The organism is Pseudarthrobacter cremeus, from assembly GCF_051857465.1.
Classification (GTDB): Bacteria; Actinomycetota; Actinomycetes; order Actinomycetales; family Micrococcaceae; genus Arthrobacter.
The window spans coordinates 25,686-52,090 of sequence record NZ_JBPZHC010000016.1 but is presented as its reverse complement, the minus strand read 5'-3'; the positions used below and the strand labels follow the sequence as shown (position 1 = coordinate 52,090).

Here is a 26,405-nt window from a genome sequence, read left to right as displayed (position 1 = left end):
AAACAACGTGCCCGAGGTGGGACTCGAACTGCATTCCAGCCCTTCTATTCACTGGGCTCCCGCGGAAACATGCGGAATCCGGCCCGATCCCGCCCCAGTACGACGCAGTTTGAGGCCAAATCTGTTGACACTGTCAACACCGCCTATCTGCCAGATTTTTTGCATCTCCATGCGACTGCCGCGCTCCCCGACCGGGGGCGCGGCAGTTCCGTGTTCTGCGTCAGGATGCGTCCGATACGGCTTGCAGCCAACTCGTTCGCCGCAATAGTTCGCAGCACACGAATGGACTCGAATTCCCTCATGCGGCTATCCCTTCATTCAGACCTCTCATGGGCTGCAGCCCGGGGACTTGCATGACCGAACGCCCAGCAACCAGACGGTCAAAGGGCGATGGCAGCTACGAGGGGCCAAGAAAAGTCAGCAAAGACCACTCCGACACCTAACGCAGCATCAGACGCCGCTCCACCTCAGGTGACGAAAGGTCCATTATCGGTGGTATTTGGACCGCTTCGAGAGCCCCAATATTAGCGACTTGGAGTTATCGTTTGGGCTGCCGCTGTGGCGATCGAGTCAGGGGCTGTGGAGTTCGTCGACGACGATGCCCAACACGATAGAGTCATTGTCTGAGAGTGCCTGCAAACCCTGAATGAAAGCGCCGCGCTCCGCTATACGGGCATCGCCTCCCTTTGACCAGAACTTGATCCAGAGGAATAGCAGGGTGTACTCCCCACTGCCAAACCCGGTGCTGACCGCCTGACGCAGGTCATCGACGGCCCGCGCGTCTGCCTCCGTGCCGCCTTGAACCCTTTGGTTAATGCGCCCGGCTGGTGGTTGACTTCTCGCCCGGCGTGGCGGTTTGCTCCAGGCCACGCGCTCCACTTGGGGATCCTCCCATGAACGCATGCGGGGCGAGACCGCCGAAGACATCCGATGCACGAACCGCCTTTGGGGATCGATGTTGGCTGTCGGTTGACCGGGTTCCTTCTCTCCCGGAGCAGAGTTCACACGGACCTCCTCGTCATAGCGCTCCCGAAGTCTCGTCCGTTGCTCAGGGTGAAAACCAAATTGGGGGCCGTGGGGCATGCGTGGAGCATCAGGTTGACGGTCCTCTCACCTAATTGAAGGATGGGCCCCAGCTTTCCGTCGTCGTGCCCGGTGGCAGTTCAGCATCTAGCCGAGCCTCATAGCGGCCTGGGGCGAGCCGCGTTACCAAGATGCCGACTCGTTCGGCCGTGGCCACGGGCTTCAAGAGATTCAGCGCTCCGTCCAAGGCGGCGTCCAATTCTTCTCGTGTTTGAACGGCTATGACGAGACGATCGGGCGCTGTTTGAATGGTCATGGTTCTCTACTCTCTTGGTTGGGTGCTTCCCTGCCATCGTTGTCAACCGCTTGGCGGTCGAATATCTAGCGGTGATAAGCGCGATTACGTCACGCTGCCTTTGTAAGATCCGTTATCGGCGGTTTAAGTACGTGAATTGCGGTGGATGCGAGAACTGCCGTTCGACAACGATCCAATGTTTTCGCGGGTCGGCGGGGCCGTGCGTGTGGGGCAGTTCCGCAATCTATAGGTTCAATACACGGCTTGGGGTGTTGGCAGCCCAGCGCGCGACGAGTCTGGGCCCACCTGTCAATAGACGCCGACGAGGCACCCATCGAGGACGCCTGACCCTCAGGCGCAGATCGCTTCAGGGGTTTCTGCCGTCGTCGTCGCCGAATACGACGAAATGCGCGGCATTGGAGCCCTAGCGGACGCGCTCCATGGGATTGGGACCTTCCAGCTGAACCGAGATTAAATTTGCCGCGTCGCTTCAGCAGAAAGAGTCGATCAGCGCGGTTAGCCGGCGTAGGGGTCGGCGATGCCGATGTACTGGGTGTAGAGGTATTCCTCGATACCCTCGAGGCCGCCTTCGCGGCCCAGACCGGACTGCTTGACGCCGCCGAACGGGGCGGCGGCGTTGGAGACCACGCCGGCGTTCAAGCCGAGCATGCCGGTTTCGAGGCGTTCGCCCATCCGGATCCCGCGGTTGAGGTCCCTGGTGAAGACGTAGGCCACGAGCCCGTATTCGGTGTTGTTCGCGAGCCGGACGGCCACGTCCTCGGTGTCGAAGGTGATGATCGGGGCGACGGGTCCGAAGATTTCCTGGGACAGGATCCGGGCGCCTTCGCGCACGTCGAGGAGAAGGGTGGGTTCGTAGAAGTATCCCGGACCGTCCACCGGCGCCCCGCCCATGACTAAGACAGCACCTTCGTTCACGGCATCGGTGACGAGCTCGTGGACCTTGTCACGGCTCTTGGCATCGATCAGCGGGCCCACCTTGGACTCGGCCTCGGTGCCCCGGGCCGTGGTCATGTCCGCCATCTTCGCGGCGAACTTCTTCGCGAACTCCTGGGCGACGGACTCGTGCACGATGAACCGGTTCGCCGCGGTGCAGGCCTCGCCCATGTTCCGCAGTTTCGCCAGCATCGCCCCGGTGACGGCGGCATCGACATCGGCGTCCTCGAACACCACGAACGGGGCGTTGCCGCCGAGCTCCATCGAGGTCCGCAGCACGTTTTCGGAGGCATCGGCAAGCAGCCGGCGGCCGACCTCAGTGGAGCCGGTGAAGGACACCTTGCGCAGCCGGGAGTCCTTGATCAGCGGACCCGTGGTGGCACCGGCGGTGGAGGTCGGAATAACGTTCAGCACCCCGGCCGGCAGACCGGCCTCCACTATCACGGCCGCGAACAGCTGCGAGGTCAGCGGCGTCAGGTTCGCGGACTTCAGCACCATAGTGCAGCCCGCGGCGACGGCCGGGGCGACCTTCCGCGTCGCCATCGCGAGCGGGAAGTTCCACGGCGTGATCAACAGGCACGGGCCCACCGGCTTCTTGGCCACCAGCAGCCGGGACTTCCCGTCCGGGGAGACCGAGTAGCGGCCGAAGGCCCTTACGGCTTCCTCGGAGAACCAGCGCAGGAACTCAGCGCCGTAGGTGACCTCTCCGCGGGCCTCGGCCAGCGGCTTGCCCATTTCCAGGGTGATCAGCAGCGCGAAGTCCTCAGCGCGGGCCGTGACCATCTCGAAGGCCCGGCGCAGGATCTCCCCGCGCTCCCGTGCGGGGACCTTAGCCCAGGACTCCTGCGCAGCGGCCGCGGCGTCCAGGGCGGCGGCCCCGTCCTCGGGTCCGGCGTCGGCCAGACTCAACAACACCTTGCCGGTGGCCGGGTCCTCGACGTCGAAGGTCTTCCCCGACGCGGCCGGACGCCACTCGCCATTGATCAGCAGGCCCGTCGGCACGGAGGCCAGCAGGGCGGCTTCACGCTGGGGATTTGTTGACATCGTTATATCTCCAAGGGGTTTGAAGGAAGTCGTAGCGGTGTGCAGCCCGACCTTCAGCAGTTTGGTGCGGTTCGGCTGCCAGAGGCACGGCATGAGGGATCAAATCTTCTGTGTGTCTTTCGCCATTGAGGTGGCAGGGTCGGTGCCGACCCGCCGGGATTGGCACCGACCCCTGAGGTGAGAGCCGGCTAGGCTCGGACGCTGGTCTTGGTACGGATCAGGTCCAGAGCCTGGACGAGGTATCCCTTGAAGACCGGGTAGTTCTCGCTCATCGGGAAGTGCCCGATGGCCTTCATCTCGATGAACTCGGCACCCGGGATCTGGCTGGCGGTGCGGGCTCCGTCTTCAGGGGTGGTGAGGTAGTCGTACTCGCCGGTCATCAGGACCACCGCGCATTTGGTCGTCTGGATTTCGCCCAGTTTGCCGCGCAGATCGTGGTCCACCGAGTAGAAGTACAGATCACCCTTGAACGCCTCGGAACCCTGCGTGTAGTAGAACCAGGTCTTCCAACGGTCGGCCTCTGGCGATTGCGGGGCCATGAGGTCCCAGGTGCCGCTGCCGCACACCTGAGCGGCATTGGCATGGGGATGCTGCCACCAGTCGAGGTAGAACCCCGGTGAGTGGTCCGCCCCCTCTACCGGGATGACGGCGTCGAACCTCTCCGGGAAACGGTGGGCGAGCTGCAGCGCTATGTTCCCGCCGAAGGAGGATCCCATGAAAATAGGGTCGACCAGTTCCAGTGCGTCGACGAGGGCGACGATGAAGTTGGCGAAGTGGTCCGCGCTGAGCTGGTACTCCTCGGTCCACCACTGGGTGTTTTCAGGGGGGTCTGATTTGCCGTGGCGGGGGAGGTCGTAGGCGATGACGCGGTAGTTGGCGGTGATCTCCGGGTCCTCCAGCAGGCCGCGCCACTGGTGGTTGTGGGCTCCGGCGGTGTGCTGGCAGACCAGGGGCTGGCCTTGGCCGTTTTCGAGGTAGAAAACCTTGTATTCGAGGCCGTCCACGTCGACTGTGACGTAGTGGCCGGTGACGGGGGAAATTTTGCTCATGTCAGGAACTCCTATGGTCTAGACGGGTGCGCCGGTGGAGCGGAGCAGTTCGATCTGGCGTGTGAGGCAGCGCAGGTTCTGCATAAGAACCAGGACATCGCCCTCCAGCTTCATGTCGCGCTGAAAAGTGGCGGCCCAGATGCCGTGGTACATGGGAGCCGGGACGGGCTTGCCGAATTCACTCCAGGTGTGGGCGCTGGCCCGGATGGCGAACTGGTAGGGAACCTCGATGGGTCCCGGGTCCACGGAAATCTGAACGATGGTGCCCGACACCACCCGGACAACAAAGGTGTGCGCCTCCATGTCCAGCAGGTAGGAGCAGGTGAAATACTTTCCGTGGGCCCGGATTTCCGGGTCCTGGTTGTTGGCCTCGGTGAAGCTCTGAACCCAGGCGTCTACAGAAGGTGCACGTGTTGCGACCGTCATTTCGTTGTTCCTCTCATTGGTCTCGCGGAGGGCCGGGCTACTCTGTCCGAGCCTCGAAGCGGGGTTTCTGGAGTGCCTTTGCGGCTGTCTCCGATGGCAACCCTTCGCTGCTTCCATTGCAGCCCCCGTTGCCCCGAACGGTCCAATACCTGTCCCCTATCCACCGATAGCCTGAAACTATTGGACCCCGGTTGCGGCGGAGCTTAGAGTTGAACGATGCAGCAGCCACAGCTTGACCTGCGCGTCCTGCAGTACTTCGTCGCCGTTGCGGAAGAGCTGCATTTCGGGCGAGCCGCTGCCCGACTTCATATCGCGCAACCATCCCTAAGCGTCCAAATTCGAAAGCTTGAACACTCGCTCGGCACTCCCCTGCTGATCCGGACCAGCCGCAGCGTCTCTCTGACCGGCGCAGGGGATGTCCTGCTGGGCGAAGCCAAGCGCCTCTTATCTGCCGCCGAGCGCGCCGTTTCGCTGACCCGTGAGGTCGCCAGCGGCGTGAAGGGCACCCTGATAGTCGGCTTTCAGACAAACGCCGCTGCTGAACTGACTCCGCGGATCCTCGGCGCGTTCAAGAACAACCACCCGGAAATCCACGTCCAGATGAGGTCCTTCGATTTCGCAGACCCTACTGCCGGGCTTGCCGACGGAAGCGCTGACGTGGCATTTGTGCGGCCACCCCTGCCTGCGGCTGACTGGCTCGCCATGGAGACACTGTTCATTGAGCCGCGGGTCCTCGTGGTTGCCAGCAGTTCCCGCTTTGCCGGTCTGTCCGAGGTATCGGTGGAACAGGTCGTTGATGAGTCTTTCGTCGCCCGCAAGGCTCCGGATAAGTGGCGGGATTTCTGGCTAGCAACCCAGGCCCGAGGCGGTCAGCCGGTCCGTCTGGGCACTCAGGTAGCCACCGTCGACGAGTGTTTCGAAGCCATCATGGGTGAGCGGGGCATTGCGTTCACTCAAGCCTCCACCCAGCGTTTCTATGACCGTCCGGGGCTGTCTTTCATCCCGGTCAGAGACGTCCCGCCCTCTCCGCTGTCGATTGCATGGCGCACTGACGTCAATGACGGGCTGGCACGCGAGTTCGTAGAGACCGCCCGGACCTTGGCCTCCTTCGGGGGCGTACCAAACCTCGTCGACTCCGGTCTGCCCGCCTCGCTATCCTCTTCGTTCCAGTCCAATTAGCGCCACCGAGGATCGCGGAAAACCGCCCGAGGGCGTCCGCTGTTTCCTGCCTACTTCGTGAGGGCCTCCTCCAACCAGGACCTCAGAACCGGCGCGGGAGCTGCGCCGGCCTGCCTCGCGACGACCTTGCCGTCGACGATAACCATCAAGGTTGGCACTGCCTGAATCGAGAATCTGGCCGAGAGCTGCGGCGAGTGGTCCACATCGACCTTCACAAGTTTGATCTGCCCCGCCCGCTCGTGTGCCAACTGGTCCAGCACCGGGCTCACCATCCGGCAGGGTCCGCACCACACCGCCCAAAAATCCACCAGTACCGGAACACCGGACCGTTCGGCGATCTCGCCGAAGTCGTCGTCGCCCGCTTCAACCACCCAGGGAAGCTCCCGGTGGCAATTCCCGCAGCGTGGCCGGCCCTCGGCGACAGCCGGAACGCGGTTGGATTTGCCGCAGTGGGGACACTTGATGATGGCCTTATTCATGCGGTTCCGGCCTCTTCCATTTCCCTAGTGGTGTAGTCCACCAAGAGCTCACCGTCGGCTGCTGTCACCGTCACGACTCCCCCCTCGGCGATATTGCCGCGCAGGAGCGCCCGGCCCACTTCCGTTTCCACTACACGGGAGATAAAGCGGCGCAGGGGTCGGGCTCCGTAGATCGGATCGAAGCCACGTTCAGCAATCAGCAGGCGCGCCTCCTCGGTCAGGTGCAGTTCGACCTGCTGCTCGGCCAGACGCTGCCGCAGCTGTTCGAACTGCAGGTCCACAATGCGTTCAAGCTGCGGCAGGCCGAGAGGCGTAAACAGCACGATATCGTCCACACGGTTCAGGAACTCGGGGCGGAAGTGGCCCCGGAGCTCGCCCATCACCAGGCTCCGTGCCTGCTCGGTGATCGTTCCACCTTCGGTGGAACCCTCAAGGAGATATTGGGAACCGATGTTAGAGGTCATAATGATCACGGTATTGCGGAAATCAACGGTCCGGCCCTGGGAGTCCGTAACCCTGCCGTCGTCCAGGGCCTGCAAAAGGGTGTTGAAGATATCCGGGTGGGCCTTTTCCACCTCATCGAAAAGAACCACCGAGTACGGCTTACGGCGTACGGCCTCGGTGAGCTGGCCACCCTCGTAGTAGCCGATATAGCCCGGAGGAGCACCCAATAACCGGCTCACAGTGTGGCGCTCTTGGTACTCGCTCATGTCCAGCCGGATCATCGCGTTTTCACTGTCGAAAAGGGCAGCGGCAAGAGCCTTGGCGGGTTCGGTCTTGCCGACGCCGGTCGGTCCCAGGAAGATGAACGATCCGATGGGCCGACGCGGGTCACGGATGCCGGGGCGGGCGCGGATGATGGCATCCGTGACCGCACTGATCGCTTCTTCCTGGCCGATCACACGGGCGCGCAGGATCTCGTCCAAATGCAGGACTTTCTCACGTTCGCCCTGCTTCAGCCGTGCCACCGGTATGCCTGTCCAGGCCGCGACGATGTCGGCGATCTCGTCTTCCGTCACCACCTCGCGGAGCAGGCGCTTCTCCCCCTGTTTCGCGGTCAGCCGTTCCTCCTCGGCGGCCAGGCGCCGTTCGAGGTCGGCAAGTTCTGCCGTAGCGTAGCTCCGCTGCCCGGTTGAGATCGTAGTTCCGCTCGGCTTCCTCAGCCTCCTGCCGCACCCGCTCCAGTTCGCTGCGGATTTCCTGCTGCTTGTGGATCGCCTGGCGCTCGGCTTCCCATTGGGCCCGCTTTGCGTCGGCCTCGGCGCGCAGGTCCGCCAATTCACGTCTCAGCTCCTCGAGCCGGGTCTTGCTGGCCGGATCGGACTCCTTCGAGAGTGCCGCCTCTTCTATTTCGAGCCGCGTGACCTTCCGGGTGAGCTCATCCAGTTCCGCCGGCATGGAATCAATTTCCGTCCGCAGCCGGGCGCAAGCCTCATCCACGACGAGGTCAATCGCCTTGTCGGGAAGGAACCGGTCGGTGATGTACCGGTGGGACAGGGTGGCCGCGGCCACCAGAGCGCGATCCTGGATCCGTACGCCGTGGAAGACCTCAAGCCGCTCCCGCAGGCCGCGAAGAATGGAAATGGCGTCCTCTACGTCGGGTTCCTCAACCAGGACCGGCTGGAAGCGGCGTTCCAGTGCCGCGTCCGATTCAATGTGTTTGCGGTATTCGTCGAGCGTGGTCGCCCCGATCATGTGGAGCTCCCCGCGGGCGAGCATCGGCTTGAGCATGTTCCCCGCGTCCATCGACCCCTCGCTCGCTCCTGCCCCGACGACGGTGTGCAGCTCGTCGACGAATAGCAGGATCCTTCCTCCGCCGCCAAGACTTCGGCGAGCACCGCCTTCAGCCGCTCCTCGAACTCGCCGCGGTACTTGGCACCTGCCACGAGGGCGCTCAGGTCGAGCGAGAAGATTGTCTTGTTCTTCAGCCCTTCCGGCACGTCCTGGCGGACGATCCGTTGGGCCAGTCCCTCCACAATGGCTGTCTTGCCGACCCCTGGCTCCCCGATCAGTACCGGGTTGTTCTTGGTCTTGCGGGAAAGAATCTGCAAGACCCGCCGGATCTCGGCGTCGCGGCCGATGACCGGGTCCAGTTTTCCGGTGCGGGCGTCCGCCACCAGATCGCGGCCGTATTTCTCCAGCGCCTCGTACGTCTGTTCCGGTGTCGAGGACGTGACGCGCTGGTTTCCCCTCACCTGGGTGAGGACCGAGAGGAATGCCTCGCGCGTGATGCCGTGCTCGGCCAGCACCCTGCCGGCCGCCGTGGACCGGCTTTCCTCCGCCAGCGCCACCAGAAGGTGTTCCACCGAGACGTACTCGTCCTTGAGCCGTTTGGCTTCACGTTCCGCGGCATCGAGAAGTGTGCCCAGCCTGCGGCTTACGTACACCTGGCCTGGTGCTGCCCCCGGTCCCGTGACCTTCGGCTTGCGCCTGAGCTCTGCCTCGACCGCCGTCTTCAGCTCGTTCACGTCAACCTGCATGGCCACGATCAGCCGCGGAACCAGTCCCCTCCTGTTCCAGCGGGGCCGCCAGCAGGTGTTCGCCGTCCGTCTCGGAATGCCCGTTGCGCTGGGGAGAGAACGTCGCGCTCGGTACGCAACCGGGATCCGGGAACCGGCAAGATCCAGCGCGAAATCGGCAGGGCAAACACCAGGCCGGTATGCAGATGTACCGGACGCCGCTTGACAGGCCGACGAACCGGGTCTAGTACGTGCCTTAACCGGTACACCCACCCGACCCATCAGATAATGGTGTCCATGCCGCCGGTCAGGGCCAACGCGACGCTTATTGCCCATCGCGTCGATGTTGGCTCCATGGCCGGACCGACATAGGAGCCAACATGATTCCTGGAATTCTTGATCCACATCTCGCGCTGATTCGTCCGATTCGGGTACGCACACCGCAGGGCTGTGAGGAGTGTCTGTCATTGGGCACTCAGTGGGTGCATTTGCGTCTGTGTCTATCCTGCGGCCGTGTCGGGTGTTGTGATTCTTCACCTATGCGGCACGCGCGGGCTCATGCCACCGAACTGCATCCAATCGTTCGTTCTTTGGAGCCCGGCGAGGACTGGCGCTGGTGCTATCCCCATGAGGCATTCGTCTAGGGTATCGGCGGGCGCAACCAGCTGATGGAACCTATCGCAGACTCGACGCTGATCGAAACGCCCGATGTCTCTGGCGCCTATCCACGGCTCAGCCAAGCCCAGATCGATTCGTTGAGCCGTGCCGGCAGCAGCCGCGCTACCTCCGCCGGAGAAGTCCTCATACAGGAAGGAACCTCCAACGCTGACTTCTTCGTCATACTGCAGGGCACGGTACTGGTCGTGGAGGGCCTGCATGACGCCGGTCGCAGACAGCCTGCTGAGCTGGGTTCCGGCACGCGAATCTTAGAGGTTCACAGTCCGGGACGATTCCTCGGGGAATTGGGCCTGGTCGAGGGGCAACCGGCCTTCGTCAGCACTGTGTGCGCCGAGGCAGGTGAAGTGCTCCAGATCCGCGGGGACGATCTGCGCCGTGTTGTCCTGACGGACGCCGCGGTGGGCGAGACCATCCTGCGGGCATATCTTCGGCGCCGAATCCTGCTTATCAGCTCTGGTGCCGGCATCCGCATCGTTGGATCCTGTTTCAGCCGTGACACCATTCGTCTCTTGGAATTCGCAGCCGCCAACCGCCTGCCCCACCGGCTGGTCGACCTGGAGAATGACAACGAGGCGCAGGCCATTCTGGACCGCGCCGGGATCCTCGTGAACGACCTGCCAGCAGTGGTACTTAGCGCCTCGCGGGTCCTCAGAAACCCGTCAAAAGCAGATCTGGCCATTGCCATGGGCCTACGGGTGGTGAAAACGCATTCGGCCTCCTACGATCTCATGGTGATCGGGGCCGGGCCGGCCGGCCTGGCAGCCGCCGTCTACGCGGCGTCCGACGGGTTGTCGGTCGTCCTTAAGGAAGGCTTCGCGATGGGCGGGCAGGCCGGCACGTCGCCGCGGATCGAAAACTTTCTCGGCTTTCCCGCCGGAATCTCCGGCGGGGAACTCACCGAAAGAGCGATCATTCAGGCCCGCAAGTTCAGAGTCCAGATCAACGTCGCATGCCGGGCACGCACCATCGAGTTGAGGGACGGCGAGTTCCGCGCTGAGTTCACCGAGAGCGGCCCTGCCTCCTCCCGCGCCGCGCTTCTTGCAACCGGGGTTCAATACCGCAGGCTTCCAGTCACCGGGCTGGAGGAATTCGAGGGGAAAAGTGTCTTCTACGCAGCCACCGTCCATGAGGCCAGGCTCTGCGGACTGCAACCGGTGACCGTCGTTGGAGGTGGAAACTCCGCGGGTCAGGCCGCTCTTTTCCTGGCTGAGACAGGAGCATCAGTTCGGTTGGTGGTGCGCGGGGCGGACCTACGCGCGGGCATGTCGAGTTACCTCGCGGAACGGATCGAAGAGCACCCGGGCGTAGAAGTGCTGCTGCGGGCCAACATCGTTGGCGTGGAGGGTTCAGGCGTCCTCGAACGGATCATCGTCGATCTGGGAGCCAAGGGCGAACAGCGCATCTTCGACTCCCGGTACCTCTTCATTTTCATTGGGGCCAAGCCGCACACGGAATGGCTGCAGGGTTTCCTCGCACTGGATGACGACGGCTTTGTTCTCACCGGGGCGGATCTTGGGGACCTCCCTCCTGAGTTCAGCCATCTGGGCCGCAGACGGCTGCCCTTGGAAACCAGCGTCCCCGGGATGTTCGCAGTCGGCGACGTTCGGCATGGATCGGTCAAACGCGTAACGGCTGCCGCCGGTGAAGGCTCGACAGCAGTGGCAATGATCCACGAGCACCTGCGTCTCCTCCGGGATGGACCGGCCGGTGCACGTATGAGTGAACGACAATGAAAGTCCAGCAGGACCGTGCCTCCATCGTCTGGCACTGCTGTATGCCTTGCGAGCCTCCGTCCAGAGATGCGGCCGCCGTTGTACCGGGCCTTCGACCGCGCAGAGGGCTCATTCGTCCCTACTGCGCACACACCGGCAGGCGGCCAAGAGGAACCTGCCCTTGCTTTGGATACGCGAGCCTGGCGCCTGCGTCCGCACGGTGCCCCTTTTGACCCATAACCAGGCCTCAATCGGGCCGGAGCCGCGGTCAGCGCGCAGACCCACGGATTCAGGCATCGGGAGCCTCTGTCCACGACGCCGGTGACATTCAGCTCGCTGGTCATATGCACTGAACCACAGGAGGCCGGGCGTGTCGGAACATTCGGGCGACGTGAACCCCAACAGTGCCCGTACCCTGGGAGTGCTCGCCGAACCAGAGGTCACCGCCGAGTTTGCCGAGCGCAACGGACGCGAAGTGGGCCATCTGCTCAACCTTGCCGATGAGCGCCACGACTGGTCCGTGGCGATCGAGTACCAAGATTTTACGGCCGGCAATGGGCTGGCGCCGATGCTGGACTCCTTGGTGAAGCACCGGACCCTCCGTGCATGGGATGTCATGGTCTGCCTGACCGATCTTCCGATTCGTTTCGAGGGCCGAACCGTCGTCGCGGAAGTTGCCCTCGCAGATCCGATCTCCCTCGTTTCCTTGCCCGCGCTAGGCGCCGTCAACATCGACCGCCGGGTCCGCTCCGCCGTCGCCGATCTCGGCCAGGCGATGCACCGCCATTTCGATCCGGAAGATGACGCCGTGGAATTCGGCCCGCCCTCGCTGCACCATTCCAGGCTTATTGAGGCCGCTGTTCTTGACGAAGGACCGATTGGGTTCCGCTACGTCTCAGCAACCCGCCTTGGCCGGGGAAGGCTGCTGGCGGGCATGCTGCGGGCGAACCGCCCTTGGCGGCTGGTCTTCGGATTGAAAAGCGCAATGGCCGCCGCGATCGCCACAGGCGCCTTCGCGCTTGTCACGGACACTATCTGGCAACTCGCCGACCTGCTGGGGGCGCCGAGGCTGACGTTGTTAACTGCCCTTTCGATTGGTTCGATGGTGTTCTGGATCATCACCCAGCACGATCTGTGGGAAAGTCCCAGACGCAACGAACCCCTCGAACGATACAAGGCATCCCTGTACAACATCTCTACAGTGTGGTCATTGATAATCGGAGTTGTGATCAGCTACGTCCTGCTGTTCGTGGCCGTGTTACTGGCCGCGGCGTTCGCTATCGACGACGCCCTATTGGCGGTGACACTGCAACATCCCCTGACTGTTTGGGACTTTGCCGAAGTCGCCTGGATGACGACCTCGGCGGCGCTCATCGGTGGTGCGTTGGGCTCGGGATTCGAGTCAAAGGACGACATTCTTCGGGCGGCGTACGGCCAACGGGAACGTCATCGTCGCCAGTCGATCGACGAAGGCGAATAATCCGGACGTGCTCCTGGCGAATCGCCTCGTTGGGGCCGAGCCGGCGCAATTGAACCTGTCAAGAAGCCGCGGCGGCGTGTATAGGTTCTTTGACGCCGCCGGACGGTGCACCGCCCCACCTCTCCGGCGCGTTCCCCTTGACTTTCTTGCTGAGCATCGTCAGTCTTTCGACAACAGGAGGGGGCAACCGTCCGCTCCTAGCCCAATGGAGGATACTGATGTCCCGTGCCAGGTCGCTGATGCGTTCCGCGACCTCCGGAGACCGGGTTACGCGCCTTGAGCTATTCTTCGATCTGGTCTTTGTCTTCGCACTATCGCAGCTGTCCCATCATTTGCTGGAGTATCCCTCCTGGGTGGGGGCCGGTGAGACATTTGTGCTTCTTCTTGCGGTCTATAAGGTGTGGGTATACACGACCTGGTCGGCGACGTTGCTGGACACTTCGCGGCTTGAGGTGCAGTGGATGCTGTTGATCGTCATGCTTGTCACACTGTTCATGAACGCCTCAATAGGCTCTGCGTTTGGCGCCTTCGGGTGGCTCTTTGCTGCGAGCTATCTCCTGGTCCAACTGGGCCGGGGTGCGTGGATGCTCACTGTCGGACTTGACCGCACCACCCACAACCATTTTGTGCGCACTCTGATCTGGGGGTGTATGAGCGCGCCGTTTTGGGTTGCCGGCGTCTTCCTCGGTCCGGGGCCGCGTTTGTTGTTCTGGGGTGTCGCTGCCGCGATCGATCTGGGCGGCCATATGCTGGCGCACCGGTTACCGGGCAGGAAAACCGAAGGAAACCGGGTCCCGCTCCCGGGAGAGAGGATCTTTGAGCGGTTCGGGTTGTTCTACCTGATCGCGCTCGGCGAGACGATCCTTTCGACGGGTCTGGCGATTGCAGGCAATCTGGAGGACCCCTTGATATTTCTGACCGGGACCATAAGTTTGGCCGGAAGCGTCGCGATCTGGTGGTGCTACTTCCATGGTCTCGAACAGGACATTCTGGAAAAGCTTGCTTCTGTCGATGATCAGTTCCGGCCCGGCATTTTGGCGGGCAACACCTTGGTCATGTTACTGGCAGGCTTGATCCTGGTGGCGGTTGGTGATCAGCTCGTGATCAGCGATCCGGCCGCCCGCCCCGATCTGGCCACCGTTCTGTTTCTTTTTGGTGGGCCGGTTCTCTTCCTTGCCGCCCGGGGCTTTTTTATTCGACAGGGACTGGGCCTACGCCCCCCATCTGATCTCGCCGGTATCGGAGCCTTGGTGGTGCTGGCAATTTTGAGCTTTCTCCTCCCCGCGTTCGTTGCCGCGATGGGGGCCGTTCTTCCCCTCATAGGAGTAGCAGTTTCCGACACCGTGACCCGCCGCCGCCGAACGCAACAGGGAGCCCGCTGACGGCGTATTGGATGCCAGGGAAGGAATCCTGGGCCGGCTTTTCCAGCCCGGGCCCTGTTGCACTGGACTGCGAAGATAGACGCGTTCATCAGGTCTAACGACCGGAAGTCCGGTCACCTTGCGGTGGCCTTGGACGGGGCCAGCAGAACGCTCTTCGACTGGCTCTGACAAACGACGAAAACCGGCTCCGGGAATTCCATGGGCGGGGAAGGTCAGCGCTGTGGTGGCTCCCACAAGCCACAGCGCGGGCGGATGGGTGCTGGTGTTGCAGCGGCCCAGCGCGACCACCCGTGTTCCGGTCAGTTGTTCCAGTCCACGCCAGATGGTGCGGGGCGGAGCTAGCCCCTGCAGGATCAGGACCCACCTGGAGATGGCCCAGCAGGCATGTTCTAGTCCGCACAACCCTCCGGAAGTGCCGGTCAGGAGGGCTGCCCTTCCCACGGAACGATGACCAGAAGGGATCTCGCTCGGGGTTGTTCCATGAGACTGAGCAGCGTCCAGCCACCTGGGCCCCGATTCCGTCCGCGCCCTGCCCACTGCTGCACCCGGGAATAAATCCGTTTTCCTAACGTTGAGTCGAGTACACTCAACTCTCTTACGGAGGTTTCATGGCTGCATTTTCTGGACCGGCCGAGTCCGGCCACGGCTCGTTCGACGAATTCCTTGCCCGTTACCTGCAGGGCCAGCGCGCGGGCGGCCCCGGGCACCCGATGGACATCACCCGGCTACTGAGCCGGCGCACGCATGACGTGCTCGCGCGTGGCGCGCAGTTCGCCGCGCAGCACGGTCACATCCATGTGGACGCGCTGCACAGCCTGCGTGTCATGGTCGAGAGGGAACCGGCCGCCGACTACGTCCGCCACGCAGGGGCGGAACCTGCTGCCATCGCCGCGGCGGCCGAGGAGCGTCTCCCGGAGCAGGCAACCGCCAGGGCTCAAACGACGCCGGCCCTGACGCCGTCGGCCCAGCGAGCCCTACTCGACGCCTACCAGGTCGCCCGGGCATTCGGCTCAACCTACATCGATCCCGAACACGTGTTCTTCGCGCTCGTCGTTAATCAGGAGGCCCCGGCCGGGCAGGTGCTCGCCGCGGCCGGGGTGACGCCGGAGTCCCTGCAGTCCGGTCCGCGCGAGCAGTCCGGTCGGCGTGGGGCCACGCCGACGGGCGCGGAGCCCGGTCAGTCGCAGGCAGCTGCTGCCGGGTCCGACACCCCGACCCTCGACACCTACGGCAGCGACCTCACGGCACGTGCCCGCGAAGGCAGCCTGGACCCGGTGATCGGCCGGAGCGCCGAGATCGAACAGACCATCGAGATACTGGCCCGGCGCACAAAGAACAACCCTGTCCTGGTTGGGGAAGCCGGCGTGGGCAAGACCGCGATCATCGAAGGGCTGGCCCAGGCGATCATCGCAGGCGCCGTGCCCGAACAGCTCCGCGGCAAGCGCGTCATTGCCCTGGATCTGCCGGCCATGTTGGCCGGAACGCGGTACCGCGGCGACTTCGAGGAGCGCTTGACCAAGGCCATGGACGAGGTCGGTTCGCACGCCGGGGAAATCATCCTGTTCATCGACGAACTTCACACGGTCGTCGGAGCCGGCGGCGGGGGGAAGGCGGCATGGACGCAGGAAACATCCTGAAGCCACGCCTGGCCCGGGGTGAACTGCATCTCGTCGGCGCCACCACCCTGAACGAATACCGCAAGGTGGAGAAGGACGCGGCACTGGAAAGCCGCTTCCAGCCCGTACAGGTCGGCGAGCCGAGCCTCGAGGGCCTGCGCGGACGGTACGAGGAACACCACGGCATCCGCTACACCGACGAGGCGATCCGCGCCGCCGTCGAACTCTCCGCACGCTACCTGACGGACCGTTTCCTGCCCGACAAGGCCATCGACCTCATCGACCAGGCAGGTGCGCGGCTGAGCCTCAAGCTCGGCTCCCGGACCGATGTGGCTGTTCTACGCGAGCAACTCGTTGCCCTGGAAAAGTCGAAGAACGATGCGGCGGCCGCAGAACGCTATGAAGAGGCCTCACGGCTTCGGGACGAGATCGAAACGGTGAACCGGAAGCTCTCCGCTGCGATTTCCAATGCACCTGAGGCGTTCGACGGCGCCCGGGCTGTCGTCGGTGAAGCGGAGATCGCAGGGGTCATTTCCCGGTCCACCGGAATCCCAGCCAGCCGGCTCACGGAAGACGACAGGGAACGCCTGGCCAGGCTCGAGGAGGAACTGCATCAGCGGATCGTCGGGCAGGACGACGCAGTGACGCTGATCGCGAAGGCGGTCCGGCGTAGCCGCACAGGCATGGGGGACGCGGACAGGCCTGTCGGCAGCTTCCTGTTCCTCGGCCCGACGGGTGTGGGCAAGACCGAACTCGCCAAGGCGCTGGCCGGGTCGTTGTTCGGGGATGAGAATGCAATGGTGCGCTTCGACATGAGCGAGTTTGGCGAACGGCACACCGTAAGCCGGCTGGTCGGGGCCCCTCCGGGCTATGTCGGCTACGGCGAAGCCGGGCAGTTGACCGAACCCGTCCGTCGTAACCCGTACTCCGTGGTGTTGCTCGACGAAGTGGAGAAGGCCCACCCGGATGTGTTCAACCTGCTGCTCCAGGTACTCGACGACGGGCGGCTGACCGACGGACAGGGCCGCATGGTGGACTTCCGCAGCACCGTGATCATCATGACCTCCAACCTCGGCTCGGAGTTCCTGGCCAGCAAGGGCGGCGCGATGGGCTTTGTATCCAAGGCCGACGAGGGCAACGGCTTCGGTTCAGAGAAGGCGCTGCGGGACCGGGTGCTGGGCCGGGGCATCGAGGACTCCATCGCGATCTTTCGCAGCCGGATGACCGAGGGCGAGCAGCTTTCATCGCGCTTTCCTGGGGGTCGCCGCCCGCGCCCTGACCTGCGCAGGTACTGCCCTTGATCGCTCGCAATCAGCAGTGTCCATCAAATTAGATCGCGCCAAACAGGTCGCGCTCGCCAATGGCATCCATGGCGCGGTCGGTGACCTCGTCAATGGCGCCGATGCCGTCCGCCTTGGTGAGGATCCCTCGTTCGGCATACTTGGCCACAACGGCCTCGGTCTGCTCGTGGTAAAGATCCAGGCGGTGACGGATGACGGCCTCATTGTCGTCGCTGCGGCCGGTTTCTTTGGCACGGCCCAGCAGGCGCGCAACAAGCTCCTCGTCGTCAGCGGTCAGCTGCAGGACGATGTCGAGCTTCTGGTCACCATCGGCCAGGATCTCGTCCAAGTAGTCAACCTGCGCCGTGGTGCGGGGGTAGCCGTCCAGCAGAAAGCCGCACTCGACATCGCGCTCGCTGAGACGGTCGCGGACCATCTTGTTGGTCACGCTGTCCGGAACAAAGTCCCCGGCGTCCATGTACTTCTTGGCTTCGACGCCCAGTGGTGTCTCGCCTTTTACGTTGGCCCGGAAGATGTCGCCGGTGGAGATCGCAACGACGCCGAGGCGCTCCGAGATGCGTTCCGCTTGCGTACCCTTGCCGGAACCCGGAGGTCCGATAATTAGCATTCTTGTCATGAATTGTCCTGTCGTTGATTCTGTTCTTGGTCGGCGTTCGGGACCGTCAGATCAGGGAGTATCCCCTGCTGAACGCGATCCGTTGACGGACGGATTGCTTCGCGTGGGCAATCCCATGGGGTGGTTGCAGCGATATGGGTTCTCGGTATTCTGTCCCTTCTGGGGATCCTAGTACCGGTGATCGCTATCGCCCTGGAACACAAGAGTCTGGAAACATGGGCCCAAACAGCATTCATTGCCTGCTTTGTCCTCGGCCTGCTTGCTGTCCTAGGTTATGTCTTGTGGTCTGAGCCGAATAGGAAAGAGGGACGGACTCACACGAAGCTCGCGACAGCTCGCAGACTCCCTCAACCGACCAACCGACCAACCGATCCAGACAGACGGCTTCTCCCCCAGAGTGATATGCCGGGCGGGAACACCGATAAGAAGATTACGCCAGCCCAGGTCCCACAGGGTTTGACTGTCGTTGTCTGGTGCGCTCGTTCGTGACTCCGTCCCACCGCTTCACCAAACCGGACTCAATCTCAAAGAGGTCTAGGACGCGGCCCACGGTGTGGTTGATTATGTCGTCGATCGACTGCGGCCGCGTGTAGAGCGCAGGCACGGGCGGAGCGATGACCGCTCCCAGCTCGCTCAGATCGGCCATCGTCCTCAGGTGGTTGCGGTGTAGCGGGGTCTCCCGCACCATCAGGACCAGCCTTCGGCGTTCCTTCAACACGACGTCGGCTGAACGCGCCAGTAGCGATGAGGTCATTCCCGAGGCGATCTCGGACATTGTCTTGATCGAGCACGGTGCGACTATCATGCCCATCGTGCGGAACGATCCGCTTGCGATGGTCGCCCCGATGTCCTGGTTTGGGTGGACGACGTCGGCAAGCGCCTCAAGGTCAGTCATTCGGAGGTCGGTCTCCTGGGCCAGCGTTAGGCGTCCGGCCTTGCTGACGATGAGATGCGTTTCGATTGGGGTATCACGGAGCAGCTCGAGGAGCCGGACGCCGTATGCGGCCCCCGAGGCTCCGGACATCCCAACTATCAGGCGGGGGGTCAGGTCAGGCATCTTCATTTTGATCCTCCAGTGGTATTTGCATTGGGACGTTGGTGACTGCGGTAGTGGATAACTGCAGTGCGCGAAGCTTCCCGGCAAGTACATCGATAAATGTCGTTTCGGCCAGGGTGCTTGGACGTCTGGGGTCGCTCAGACACAACATGCGTCTTGAGACCCCAGGCGCCGCCAGTCCGTACACGCGGAGAGTCCCCTGCACGAGTCCGCGGTTGACCATGCCGGCGGGAAGGATTGAGACCCAGTTGGTCCGTTGAATGAGTTCCTCGATGACGCTGGTGTCATCGATCTCGAGCTGCGGACGCACCTCGATTGAGTGTGCGCGAAGTACATCTTCGATGGCCTGGCGCAGGCCGTGGCGTCGTGAGGGCAGAACGAGGTTGAGTGAAGCCAGGGCGTGGAGCGGCACGGGGGTCGGGATCAACATTGCCGTTCTTGCTCCGGTGGTGACCACCAACTCCTCGTCAAGGATTTCGCGGGCGGCGAAATCGTCCTGACCGAAGGTCTGGTTGATGACCACACAGTCGAGCTCGCCCGTGCGGAGCTTCTCGACCAGCTCACTGCTGAACCCGGTGGTCACGTAGATCTGGACGTCCGGATAGTGTTCCACGAAGTGTGCCAAGGTGTCCGACAAGGCTGCGTTGGCCGCCGATGCAATCACTCCGACACGGATCGAGCCCGTCATCTCCGGACGATTTCCCAGAAGTTCCTGGCGCGCCCGGACGAGTTGGTCCAGCAGTGGGGAGAAGAGTTCGAAGGCGTGCTCTCCTGCCGCTGTGGGCGTCATGCCCTTGGGCGTCCGTTCGAACAGCGTCTGGCCGAGCTCGCTCTCAAGTTTCGCGATCTGCATGGACAATGCCGGCTGGACAATATTGAGGCGCTGTGCCGCGCGGGTAACGCTCCCCTCGCGGTACAGGCACGCGAAATACGTGAGCTGTCTCAGTTCCACCGCCGCCCCCTATAAGACATTGCCTACACGTTCCTCCCAGTTGAGCGGGGCAGACCTCACTATCTGGTCGAGATCGAGTTCTTCCTGGCCCGGCACGCGGATGCGCGTGAACTTCATCGGGGGTGCGTCCACCGGGACGGTAGCATCAAGGCCCATCTTCGAACCGAACCCGTCGTCAGTTGAAGGGTCCAGCTTGGAGCCCTGTGCCCCGTGGACGACGATCAGATCACGGTCGGCCTGGAACCTTGTGGCGACAGCCCATTCCACCTCGGCAGGGTTGTGAACGTCGACATCGGTGTCGACAACAGTTACATGTTTGATGTCATAGTGCATTCCGAGTGCTCCGAGGATGACGTTCTTCGCCTCGCCCGCCTTGGGCCGGTCGACCTGTACGGAGAGGTGGTATCGGCACGTGCCGCCCCGGGAGAGATGGACGTCCTTGACGCACGGGAAGCTGCGCCGGAGGTGGGACAGGAAGGACGCTTCTCGCGGGATCCCTCCGAGCAGGAGATGCTCGAGGCTTCCTCCGACGATCGTGTGGTAGATGGGTGACGTCCGGTGGGTAAGCGCGTCCACCTCGATGACATGGCGCTCCGCCCGCTCGCCGTAGTACTGCGGGAACTCGCCGAACGGTCCCTCGGGCTCGCGGATATTGGCAAGCAGTCGGCCCTCGAGGACGAACTCGGCATCGGCGGGGACACGCACCTCGTTGGTGACGCATTTGGTCACCGGGAGGGGAGATCCGCGCAGTGCACCGGAGATTTCGAGCTCGTCGTGGTCAATCGGCACAATCGCCTGTGAGGCCATAAGGGTAAGGGGGTCTACCCCGACGACGATGGCGATGTCCAGGTCCGCGCCCTCTCGTTCCTGCTGGTGAAAGAAGGCGAGTGTGTGTCGTGGCAGGAGCAAGGCACCCAGCCGGTCGGGGCTGCTGACTTGAAGGCGGTGGATTGAAACGTTCTGCACACCAGTGTCGGGCCGTCGCGCGATGAGCAGCCCGGCTGTGATGTAGGCCCCGTAATCATGCTCGTTGTGGGTAGGGATCGGAAGCTGCTTCTCCAGATCGACATCGTGGTGGACGACTTGCTGGCAGGGCGCGTCCGCCACTTCGATCCATGGCACCGGGCTGAGACAGGCATTCTCGAAGCTGGAGATCAGCTCTTCCTGTCCAACGCCTGCCGCCTCGGCCATCCAAGACCGCTGGGACAGCAGTCCGGAGACAACGGGCACGACATGTGCGCTGGGTCTGGGGAAGATCGAGGCACTCGTACCGTCCAGACGGTTTGCGACCCCGGCGACGCCGAAACGCAGATCAATGCCCGGCTCGGTCAGAGACAGGCGACCGGAGGCCTGCAGATGGTCGAGCCAGCCGCGCAGGCTTGCGCCGACGGGTACGTCGGTGGTGCTCATAGGCTTCTTCGCTGCGTCCTGCAAAGCCTGCTCTGGTGACGGACTCATCTTCTTGCTCCTTCAGTTGGCCGGTTGCGCTCCAGGCCATGTCTTGTTTTCGGTTGGTACTGATCTCGATGCCCGCACGTCCTCCCAGACGATGCTCGCGGTGCCGATCCCTTCGCGGTGCCGATGCCAGGGATGAACTGGCGGGGCCATGGCTCTCGGGTTACGTGCGTCCGTTGGCCTGCAAGGTTGCGCCCGGCTCGACGTCATCACCGGTACGCGGGTCTTGCTGATTCTTTGGTGGCAGCTCGAGGGTGTCGGTTCCTCGGGGTTTGAAGATCTGGCAAATCGTCATAATCACTATCGGTGTTGCAACCGCGACGTATGCATTGTCGATGCCGTAGGGGTTGCCGGCCAGGAACCAGCCAATGGTGGTCACCAGTGATGCGATGATCGAGGCGAATGCACCGGCCCGGGTGCCGTAGCCGGGCTTGAAGAACATCAGAACAACGAGCACAGCAAGCGATGCGCGTAATGACTTCGCGAGGAACGTAATGGTCAGGACGTTGGATGCGGTGAGGGCGAGGGAGATCGGGATGACGCCGGTGACGACGGTGGCTATCCGGATGAACACGAGGTTTTTCCGCGCGTCCTGTCCCGGGTTGAAGAAGCGTTGGTAGAAGTCTTTTAGCAGCAGGGTTGACGAGCCGATCGTCAGTGCAGCGATCGTGCCGAACATCGCCCCTGCCAGACCCGCAATGACGAAGCCGGCGAGCAGCGGGTCGATATCGGCAGTGAGGGCCGGCAGGGCTTGGATGGAGTTGATCTTCGGATAGAGCACAGCACTGCACATGCCCACGACGGCGGCAAGGAGTCCGAACGGGATGAGGACCAGCGACGAGTAAAAGGCGGCGCGGCGTGCCTTGTTCGGGTCCTCGACGGTAGTGATGGCCTGGACGACATACTGGGTGGCGAAGATCGCTCCGATCCCTGCGATGAGCCATGCGAAGATTTGAGGCCAACCGACTCCGTCGACGGAAAACATATTTTCCGGAAGTTTGGCCCTGAGTCCGCTGATGCCACCTACGCGCGACATGCCGATTACCGCGAGGAGGACGACGCTTCCGAGCTTCACGATCGTGTGGACCACGTTAGTGTAGATGACCGACCGCATCCCGCCGATGCTGACGTAGAGCGTGGCGAGGACCCCGACCAGGACGATCGCCAGCGATTTGTCGATCTGGAGGAGGTTGGCCAGAATGGCACCGCCGCTTGCATAGACCGAAACCGCTACGATCAGCAGGGCGCAGACCATGATCACTGAGGTGGCTGTGCGCACCCGTTCACCATAGGTGCGGGCCAGCGCTCCTGAGATCGTGATCTCGCCGAGCGTCTTGAAGCGCTTGGCGAGCAGCCAGGAGAACAGGATGAAGCCGAGGCCCAGGGCGACTATGTTCCATGCCGCGGAGATTCCGACTTTGTACGCCTCCTGGGCGGTGCCGATACTGGCGGAGGTCCCGATGAATTCCGAGGCTAGGAGGACGCCGATCAGTACGGCGGGAAATGCCTTGCCACCGCTGGCGAAGCTTTCCGAGGTTCGGGAAGAGCGGCGGACGAAGTAACTGATCGCTGCGAGCACCGCCATATAGGCAACGACGACGAGCATGACTAACCAAACGGATTTCATCCATGTCTCCTAGTTCCGGGGCCCATAACGTGAGCCACGCCACAACGACCGTATGTCTTGGACCATTGCACGTCTAATACCGTTTAGCTATCCGCCGTATCACTCCCCCTGATAGGTCCTGAGGTGATCGGTGCCCGGGGCAGCGCCTGACGCGATTGTCGGGACCAGGCACGTGGCAGCGGTCGGGAACCTCATTGAGCAGCGTGCCGCTGCGGCGGGCTGATCCGGGGTGCGCCCTCTGGCTTTAAGAAGGGCAGAGACCCGCCGCGCAATCATCCGCGGAATGGTCCCGCCACTTTGAACCGTGCGACGCCTACCAAGGAAGGAGGCGCCGAATGGCAGTTTAACTATCAGCATGTCCGTTAACTCCGATGCCAACCCATTCCACGTCTCCGTCCTCAAAGAACTGCTCTTTCCAAATCGGAAGCCGGAATTTCACACCTTCCACGAGATCCCGGCAGGCATCGAAGGCGTCGCCGCGGTGGGCCGCGGACACCGCTGCGACAAGGGCCGCGTCTCCGACCTTCAGCTCGCCTACACGGTGAGCGGCCCAGAGCCTGACACCGTCGTACTTTCCTGCGACCTCGGCAGCAATATCCTCAATCACACGATTCGCGCTCGGGTGTGCGCTGTACTTCAGACGCAGCACGCCGGGGCGGCCGTCGTGGTTGCGGACCACGCCACTGAAGCTCACGACGGCGCCGCACTCCTTCGCTGCCACCGCGGCGAGGGCCGTGTCCAGGCTGATAGCGGTGTTGCTGACCACGGCGGTAACAACTTTGCTGTTCCTGGGACTCTTCTCTTCATCGCCTGCCATGTTTGTTTACCCCTTCCAGTTGGCTGCAAATATTGGAAGCTAACGGCAACCACCCTGTGGACTTGGGAGAGGTGGCTGCTCAAGGTGGCATAGTCCTCGCTGTCGTCCTCGTTGAGTACGACAGCAATTGCTGGCCGTGACACGGGACTTCCCCTCATCTGTTCCGATTCGATGTTCGAGTTCTGCCGGGCTGGTGCAAGACCTAAAAGACTTAATAAGTAATATAGGTCTGATTCGGACCATATGCAAAGGATGATTGCGAAGGGGGGCGTAACCTCAAGACATGAGTGTTTCAAAGCGTCCGCTGCCTGCCGGCTCCCGGTCCCCGGCAGGAGGTCTCGCGGACCGGTACGGCCGGCGAGCGACTGATATGCGACTGTCCCTCACGGACAAGTGCAATCTGCGCTGCACCTACTGCATGCCGGAGGAGGGCCTGGCATGGCTGAGTAAGAACCAGATCATGACGGCCGATGAGATCGTGCGTCTGGTGGGCATCGGTGTGCACTTTCTGGGCATTCGCGAGTTGCGGCTTACCGGGGGTGAGCCCCTTGTGCGGCGGGACCTGGTCGAGATCCTTGTCCGGTTGCGGCACGATCACCCCGAGCTGCCGATCTCCATGACGACCAACGGGATCGGTCTGGCGAAGAAGGCTCGGGCGCTTAAGGATGCTGGCCTCAGCCGGATCAACGTCTCATTGGATTCGCTGCACGCTGAAACCTTCAGGGCGCTGACCCGCCGCCCCTTCTTGGATCAGGTGCTGGCCGGCGTCACGGAGGCCGCCAGGGTGCAAATCGGACTGGTGAAGGTCAATGCAGTGCTGATGCGAGGCATCAACGACCATGAGGCCGTGCACCTGCTCTCCTGGGCCCTGGCCAGCGGCTTCGAATTGCGATTCATCGAACAGATGCCGTTGGATGCGGACCATGGCTGGACCCGGGAGAACATGATTACAGCCGCCGAAATCCGGGTCCGGCTGGAGGAATCCTTTCTGCTCACGCCGGACCCGAGGCAACGCGACGGCGCCCCTGCCGAGCGCTGGCAGGTTCGTGCCAAGGACGCCCCCGATGTCGTACTGGGCACCGTGGGCATAATCGCCTCAGTTACCGAGCCGTTTTGCTCCGATTGCAAACGCACTCGGGTCACCGCGGAAGGCAAGATCATGAGCTGCCTGTTCTCGCGTGAGGAAACCGACCTTCTGGGTCTGTTCCGCACGGGAGCCACAGACACGGACATCGCCCAGCGCTGGTCAGAGGCGATGTGGCTCAAGCCGAAGGCACACGGCATGGACCACACCGGGCTCGGCGGCGTTGACTTCGTCCAGTCAGACCGCTCTATGAGCGCGATAGGCGGCTGAATGCTGGTCAGATACTTTGCGGCCGCGATGCATGCCGCGCAGGTGGCGGAGGAAACGATATCGTGCGGCGACGTCGACTCCAACAGGAGGGCTGCAGGCGGTGTGTCCCTCGGCGCGCTGCTGGATCGGATTTTGGAACTCCATCCCCCTTCCGATGACCCCACGACGCCGTCGCTGGCTCAGGTGCTGGACCGGAGCAGCTTTTTGGTGGACGAGGTCAGCGTCCGCGACAGGAATACCTTACTGGCCGGGACTGCAACCGTGGACATTCTGCCGCCATTCGCCGGAGGATAAGGCTCCGCGCCTCCGAGCGCTGTCCCCCGGTTCGGCGGCGGACGTGGTGGGCCGGGTCGGCATCCTGGGCTCTGGTGGGGACCGAAACCCGACAAGAGTCCAGCGGCAACTTCGAGACCGAGGACCACTCGGAGCCAAAAGCGCACGCGAGCACCGGCGCTTCTGGACGTGAGGGCAGCGCAGTAACAGCGCGTGTTATTTCAGGGCCCACGGGTTCACGCCGTCTCGAAGCCACCGGATGGTACCCATCCAGAACGTGTCGCGAAAGCTGCTGTGGAAAAGCGAGAAGTGCCCAATCTCTGCTCTCCCGAAGTCCTGCGGGTTCAGCTGCACCAGGATGGCGGAGCTGTTGGGGTAGTAGCTCAGGCCCCGGAGGACAGCAGTCTCTGTTGCGAACGGATCATCTGTGGCGGCCACGGCAAGCGTCGGGGCAGTGAATGAAGCCTGATGCGCCCGTATCAGCTCGCGGGCATGACCTGCTCCCCCGGTGGTGAAGTCCCTCGGGCTCCGTGCCCAGTCCATGGCTACGCCCTTCGGTAAATCCTCGAGCCAGCCGAGTCGCTTGCCAGGAAAGTAGCCGTTCCAGATCGCCAAAGCAGGCATCAGGATGTGCCATCGCCACCAGAGTCCTAGCCGATGACCGGGGCGGTAGTCCCGCCAGTAGGCATGTTGAGCGCCCACTGTCAGCAGCCGGTTAATCCGTCGACCATTGCGCGCTAATCCGACGCTAAACCCACCAAAACTGTGGCCGACGACATGCAGATGCTTTTCAGCGCAGTTGATCTGAGCCCATTCCAGAACCGCATCAAGGTCCTTCAGAGCCCAGTCGTACCAGCTGGCCGGCAGATTCTTTAAAGTGGATTCCCTGGATTGACCGATACCCCGGTAGTCGAAGGTGATCGACGTGAACCCGTTCTCCGCAAGAAAAGCTGCATAGCGGTGATAGTAGGTTGCTTTGACTCCGGTAGCGCCGGCAATAACAACGACTGCCCCAAGTCTTCCTTCTTCCGAGGAACTGGGCTCCCATAGATGTCCTCGCAGTACATAGCCGTCGTCACAGGAAATTGTCAGAGAGACAGGTTCCATCGCAGAACGTCCTTTCTACTTGGTCTCAGCCCGGGCCACGCATGGCAAAGTTGGTCGTTCCTCACCGGTC

Annotated in this window: 19 protein-coding genes and 2 pseudogenes; 8 read left to right on the top strand and 13 right to left on the bottom strand. The window is 62.7% G+C overall.

Annotated elements, in window-relative coordinates; translation table 11 throughout:
* Positions 1–570 precede the first annotated feature (570 nt).
* The 4 genes from ACS5PJ_RS20760 to ACS5PJ_RS20745 all read right to left on the bottom strand — a co-directional run bounded on the left by ACS5PJ_RS20760 (position 571) and on the right by ACS5PJ_RS20745 (position 4,791).
* Positions 571–1,005 carry a hypothetical protein gene (locus ACS5PJ_RS20760; protein WP_439436748.1) on the bottom strand — a complete coding sequence of 145 codons (435 nt, stop codon included), beginning with the start codon at positions 1,003–1,005 and terminating at the stop codon, positions 571–573.
* 829 nt (positions 1,006–1,834) lie between these two features.
* Positions 1,835–3,316 carry an NAD-dependent succinate-semialdehyde dehydrogenase gene (locus ACS5PJ_RS20755; RefSeq protein ID WP_439436747.1) on the bottom strand — a complete coding sequence of 494 codons (1,482 nt, stop codon included), beginning with the start codon at positions 3,314–3,316 and terminating at the stop codon, positions 1,835–1,837.
* Positions 3,317–3,504: 188 nt separating this feature from the next.
* Positions 3,505–4,365 carry an alpha/beta fold hydrolase gene (locus tag ACS5PJ_RS20750; protein ID WP_439436746.1) on the bottom strand — a complete coding sequence of 287 codons (861 nt, stop codon included), beginning with the start codon at positions 4,363–4,365 and terminating at the stop codon, positions 3,505–3,507.
* Positions 4,366–4,383: 18 nt separating this feature from the next.
* Positions 4,384–4,791 (bottom strand): hypothetical protein, encoded by a 408-nt coding sequence (locus ACS5PJ_RS20745; protein WP_439436745.1) that lies wholly within the window; start codon positions 4,789–4,791, stop codon positions 4,384–4,386.
* Positions 4,792–5,007: 216 nt separating this feature from the next.
* Between ACS5PJ_RS20745 and ACS5PJ_RS20740 the strand changes: the two genes are divergently transcribed.
* Positions 5,008–5,970 carry a LysR family transcriptional regulator gene (locus tag ACS5PJ_RS20740; RefSeq protein ID WP_439436744.1) on the top strand — a complete coding sequence of 321 codons (963 nt, stop codon included), beginning with the start codon at positions 5,008–5,010 and terminating at the stop codon, positions 5,968–5,970.
* A gap of 50 nt (positions 5,971–6,020) precedes the next feature.
* On the opposite strand, the gene trxA is transcribed toward ACS5PJ_RS20740, so the two are convergent.
* Together trxA and clpB are read right to left on the bottom strand one after the other, a co-directional pair.
* On the bottom strand, positions 6,021–6,449 hold the full coding sequence (trxA, locus tag ACS5PJ_RS20735) for a thioredoxin (protein ID WP_439436743.1): 429 nt from the start codon (positions 6,447–6,449) through the stop codon (positions 6,021–6,023).
* Positions 6,446–8,984, bottom strand: a pseudogene (clpB, locus tag ACS5PJ_RS20730) (ATP-dependent chaperone ClpB). Before clpB ends, trxA begins: the two are co-directional and overlap by 4 nt.
* Positions 8,985–9,288: 304 nt before the next feature.
* On the opposite strand from clpB, the gene ACS5PJ_RS20725 reads away from it, so the two are divergent.
* The 5 genes and pseudogenes from ACS5PJ_RS20725 to ACS5PJ_RS20705 all read left to right on the top strand — a co-directional run.
* Complete coding sequence (locus tag ACS5PJ_RS20725; protein ID WP_439436742.1) at positions 9,289–9,552, top strand: UBP-type zinc finger domain-containing protein; 264 nt, start codon at positions 9,289–9,291, stop codon at positions 9,550–9,552.
* Between the two features lie 24 nt (positions 9,553–9,576).
* Positions 9,577–11,319 carry an FAD-dependent oxidoreductase gene (locus tag ACS5PJ_RS20720; protein WP_439436741.1) on the top strand — a complete coding sequence of 581 codons (1,743 nt, stop codon included), beginning with the start codon at positions 9,577–9,579 and terminating at the stop codon, positions 11,317–11,319.
* Between the two features lie 349 nt (positions 11,320–11,668).
* Positions 11,669–12,778 (top strand): hypothetical protein, encoded by a 1,110-nt coding sequence (locus tag ACS5PJ_RS20715; RefSeq protein WP_439436740.1) that lies wholly within the window; start codon positions 11,669–11,671, stop codon positions 12,776–12,778.
* 218 nt (positions 12,779–12,996) lie between these two features.
* The gene (locus ACS5PJ_RS20710) at positions 12,997–14,160 is read left to right on the top strand and encodes a low temperature requirement protein A (RefSeq protein ID WP_439436739.1); all 1,164 of its coding nucleotides are present in this window, start codon (positions 12,997–12,999) and stop codon (positions 14,158–14,160) included.
* 608 nt (positions 14,161–14,768) lie between these two features.
* Positions 14,769–16,856: pseudogene (locus ACS5PJ_RS20705) on the top strand (ATP-dependent Clp protease ATP-binding subunit); the annotation flags it as partial.
* A gap of 249 nt (positions 16,857–17,105) precedes the next feature.
* On the opposite strand, the gene ACS5PJ_RS20700 reads toward ACS5PJ_RS20705, so the two are convergent.
* From ACS5PJ_RS20700 to ACS5PJ_RS20675, 6 genes are all read right to left on the bottom strand, one after another.
* Positions 17,106–17,684 (bottom strand): adenylate kinase, encoded by a 579-nt coding sequence (locus ACS5PJ_RS20700; protein ID WP_439436752.1) that lies wholly within the window; start codon positions 17,682–17,684, stop codon positions 17,106–17,108.
* 439 nt (positions 17,685–18,123) lie between these two features.
* Positions 18,124–18,750, bottom strand: coding sequence for a UbiX family flavin prenyltransferase (locus ACS5PJ_RS20695; protein WP_439436738.1), 627 nt, complete (start codon positions 18,748–18,750; stop codon positions 18,124–18,126).
* Complete coding sequence (locus ACS5PJ_RS20690; RefSeq protein ID WP_439436737.1) at positions 18,743–19,702, bottom strand: LysR family transcriptional regulator; 960 nt, start codon at positions 19,700–19,702, stop codon at positions 18,743–18,745. Before ACS5PJ_RS20690 ends, ACS5PJ_RS20695 begins: the two co-directional genes overlap by 8 nt.
* A gap of 9 nt (positions 19,703–19,711) precedes the next feature.
* Positions 19,712–21,160, bottom strand: coding sequence for a UbiD family decarboxylase (locus ACS5PJ_RS20685; RefSeq protein WP_439436736.1), 1,449 nt, complete (start codon positions 21,158–21,160; stop codon positions 19,712–19,714).
* A gap of 160 nt (positions 21,161–21,320) precedes the next feature.
* Positions 21,321–22,784, bottom strand: a complete 1,464-nt coding sequence (locus tag ACS5PJ_RS20680) for a sodium:solute symporter family protein (RefSeq protein ID WP_439436735.1) — start codon at positions 22,782–22,784, stop codon at positions 21,321–21,323.
* Positions 22,785–23,127: 343 nt separating this feature from the next.
* Positions 23,128–23,601, bottom strand: coding sequence for a molybdenum cofactor biosynthesis protein MoaE (locus tag ACS5PJ_RS20675; RefSeq protein ID WP_439436734.1), 474 nt, complete (start codon positions 23,599–23,601; stop codon positions 23,128–23,130).
* A 283-nt stretch (positions 23,602–23,884) separates the two neighbouring features.
* Here ACS5PJ_RS20675 and moaA point away from each other — a divergent pair, with 283 nt between their 5' ends.
* On the top strand, positions 23,885–24,955 hold the full coding sequence (gene moaA / locus ACS5PJ_RS20670) for a GTP 3',8-cyclase MoaA (RefSeq protein WP_439436733.1): 1,071 nt from the start codon (positions 23,885–23,887) through the stop codon (positions 24,953–24,955).
* On the top strand, positions 24,956–25,249 hold the full coding sequence (locus tag ACS5PJ_RS20665) for a MoaD/ThiS family protein (RefSeq protein ID WP_439436732.1): 294 nt from the start codon (positions 24,956–24,958) through the stop codon (positions 25,247–25,249).
* A 195-nt stretch (positions 25,250–25,444) separates the two neighbouring features.
* On the opposite strand, the gene ACS5PJ_RS20660 is transcribed toward ACS5PJ_RS20665, so the two are convergent.
* On the bottom strand, positions 25,445–26,335 hold the full coding sequence (locus ACS5PJ_RS20660; protein ID WP_439436731.1) for an alpha/beta hydrolase family protein: 891 nt from the start codon (positions 26,333–26,335) through the stop codon (positions 25,445–25,447).
* Between the last annotated feature and the right edge of the window lie 70 nt (positions 26,336–26,405).

What these genes read in the sequence shown, in the direction of transcription:
- ACS5PJ_RS20755 (WP_439436747.1), bottom strand. Translation starts at nt 3,316, where the DNA reads ATGTCAACAAATCCCCAGCGTGAAGCCGCCCTGCTGGCCTCCGTGCCG.
- ACS5PJ_RS20750 (WP_439436746.1), bottom strand. Translation starts at nt 4,365, where the DNA reads ATGAGCAAAATTTCCCCCGTCACCGGCCACTACGTCACAGTCGACGTG.
- ACS5PJ_RS20745 (WP_439436745.1), bottom strand. Translation starts at nt 4,791, where the DNA reads ATGACGGTCGCAACACGTGCACCTTCTGTAGACGCCTGGGTTCAGAGC.
- ACS5PJ_RS20740 (WP_439436744.1), top strand. Translation starts at nt 5,008, where the DNA reads ATGCAGCAGCCACAGCTTGACCTGCGCGTCCTGCAGTACTTCGTCGCC.
- trxA (WP_439436743.1), bottom strand. Translation starts at nt 6,449, where the DNA reads ATGAATAAGGCCATCATCAAGTGTCCCCACTGCGGCAAATCCAACCGC.
- ACS5PJ_RS20725 (WP_439436742.1), top strand. Translation starts at nt 9,289, where the DNA reads ATGATTCCTGGAATTCTTGATCCACATCTCGCGCTGATTCGTCCGATT.
- ACS5PJ_RS20720 (WP_439436741.1), top strand. Translation starts at nt 9,577, where the DNA reads ATGGAACCTATCGCAGACTCGACGCTGATCGAAACGCCCGATGTCTCT.
- ACS5PJ_RS20710 (WP_439436739.1), top strand. Translation starts at nt 12,997, where the DNA reads ATGTCCCGTGCCAGGTCGCTGATGCGTTCCGCGACCTCCGGAGACCGG.
- ACS5PJ_RS20700 (WP_439436752.1), bottom strand. Translation starts at nt 17,684, where the DNA reads ATGCTAATTATCGGACCTCCGGGTTCCGGCAAGGGTACGCAAGCGGAA.
- ACS5PJ_RS20695 (WP_439436738.1), bottom strand. Translation starts at nt 18,750, where the DNA reads ATGCCTGACCTGACCCCCCGCCTGATAGTTGGGATGTCCGGAGCCTCG.
- ACS5PJ_RS20685 (WP_439436736.1), bottom strand. Translation starts at nt 21,160, where the DNA reads ATGAGTCCGTCACCAGAGCAGGCTTTGCAGGACGCAGCGAAGAAGCCT.
- ACS5PJ_RS20680 (WP_439436735.1), bottom strand. Translation starts at nt 22,784, where the DNA reads ATGAAATCCGTTTGGTTAGTCATGCTCGTCGTCGTTGCCTATATGGCG.
- ACS5PJ_RS20675 (WP_439436734.1), bottom strand. Translation starts at nt 23,601, where the DNA reads ATGGCAGGCGATGAAGAGAAGAGTCCCAGGAACAGCAAAGTTGTTACC.
- moaA (WP_439436733.1), top strand. Translation starts at nt 23,885, where the DNA reads ATGAGTGTTTCAAAGCGTCCGCTGCCTGCCGGCTCCCGGTCCCCGGCA.
- ACS5PJ_RS20665 (WP_439436732.1), top strand. Translation starts at nt 24,956, where the DNA reads ATGCTGGTCAGATACTTTGCGGCCGCGATGCATGCCGCGCAGGTGGCG.
- ACS5PJ_RS20660 (WP_439436731.1), bottom strand. Translation starts at nt 26,335, where the DNA reads ATGGAACCTGTCTCTCTGACAATTTCCTGTGACGACGGCTATGTACTG.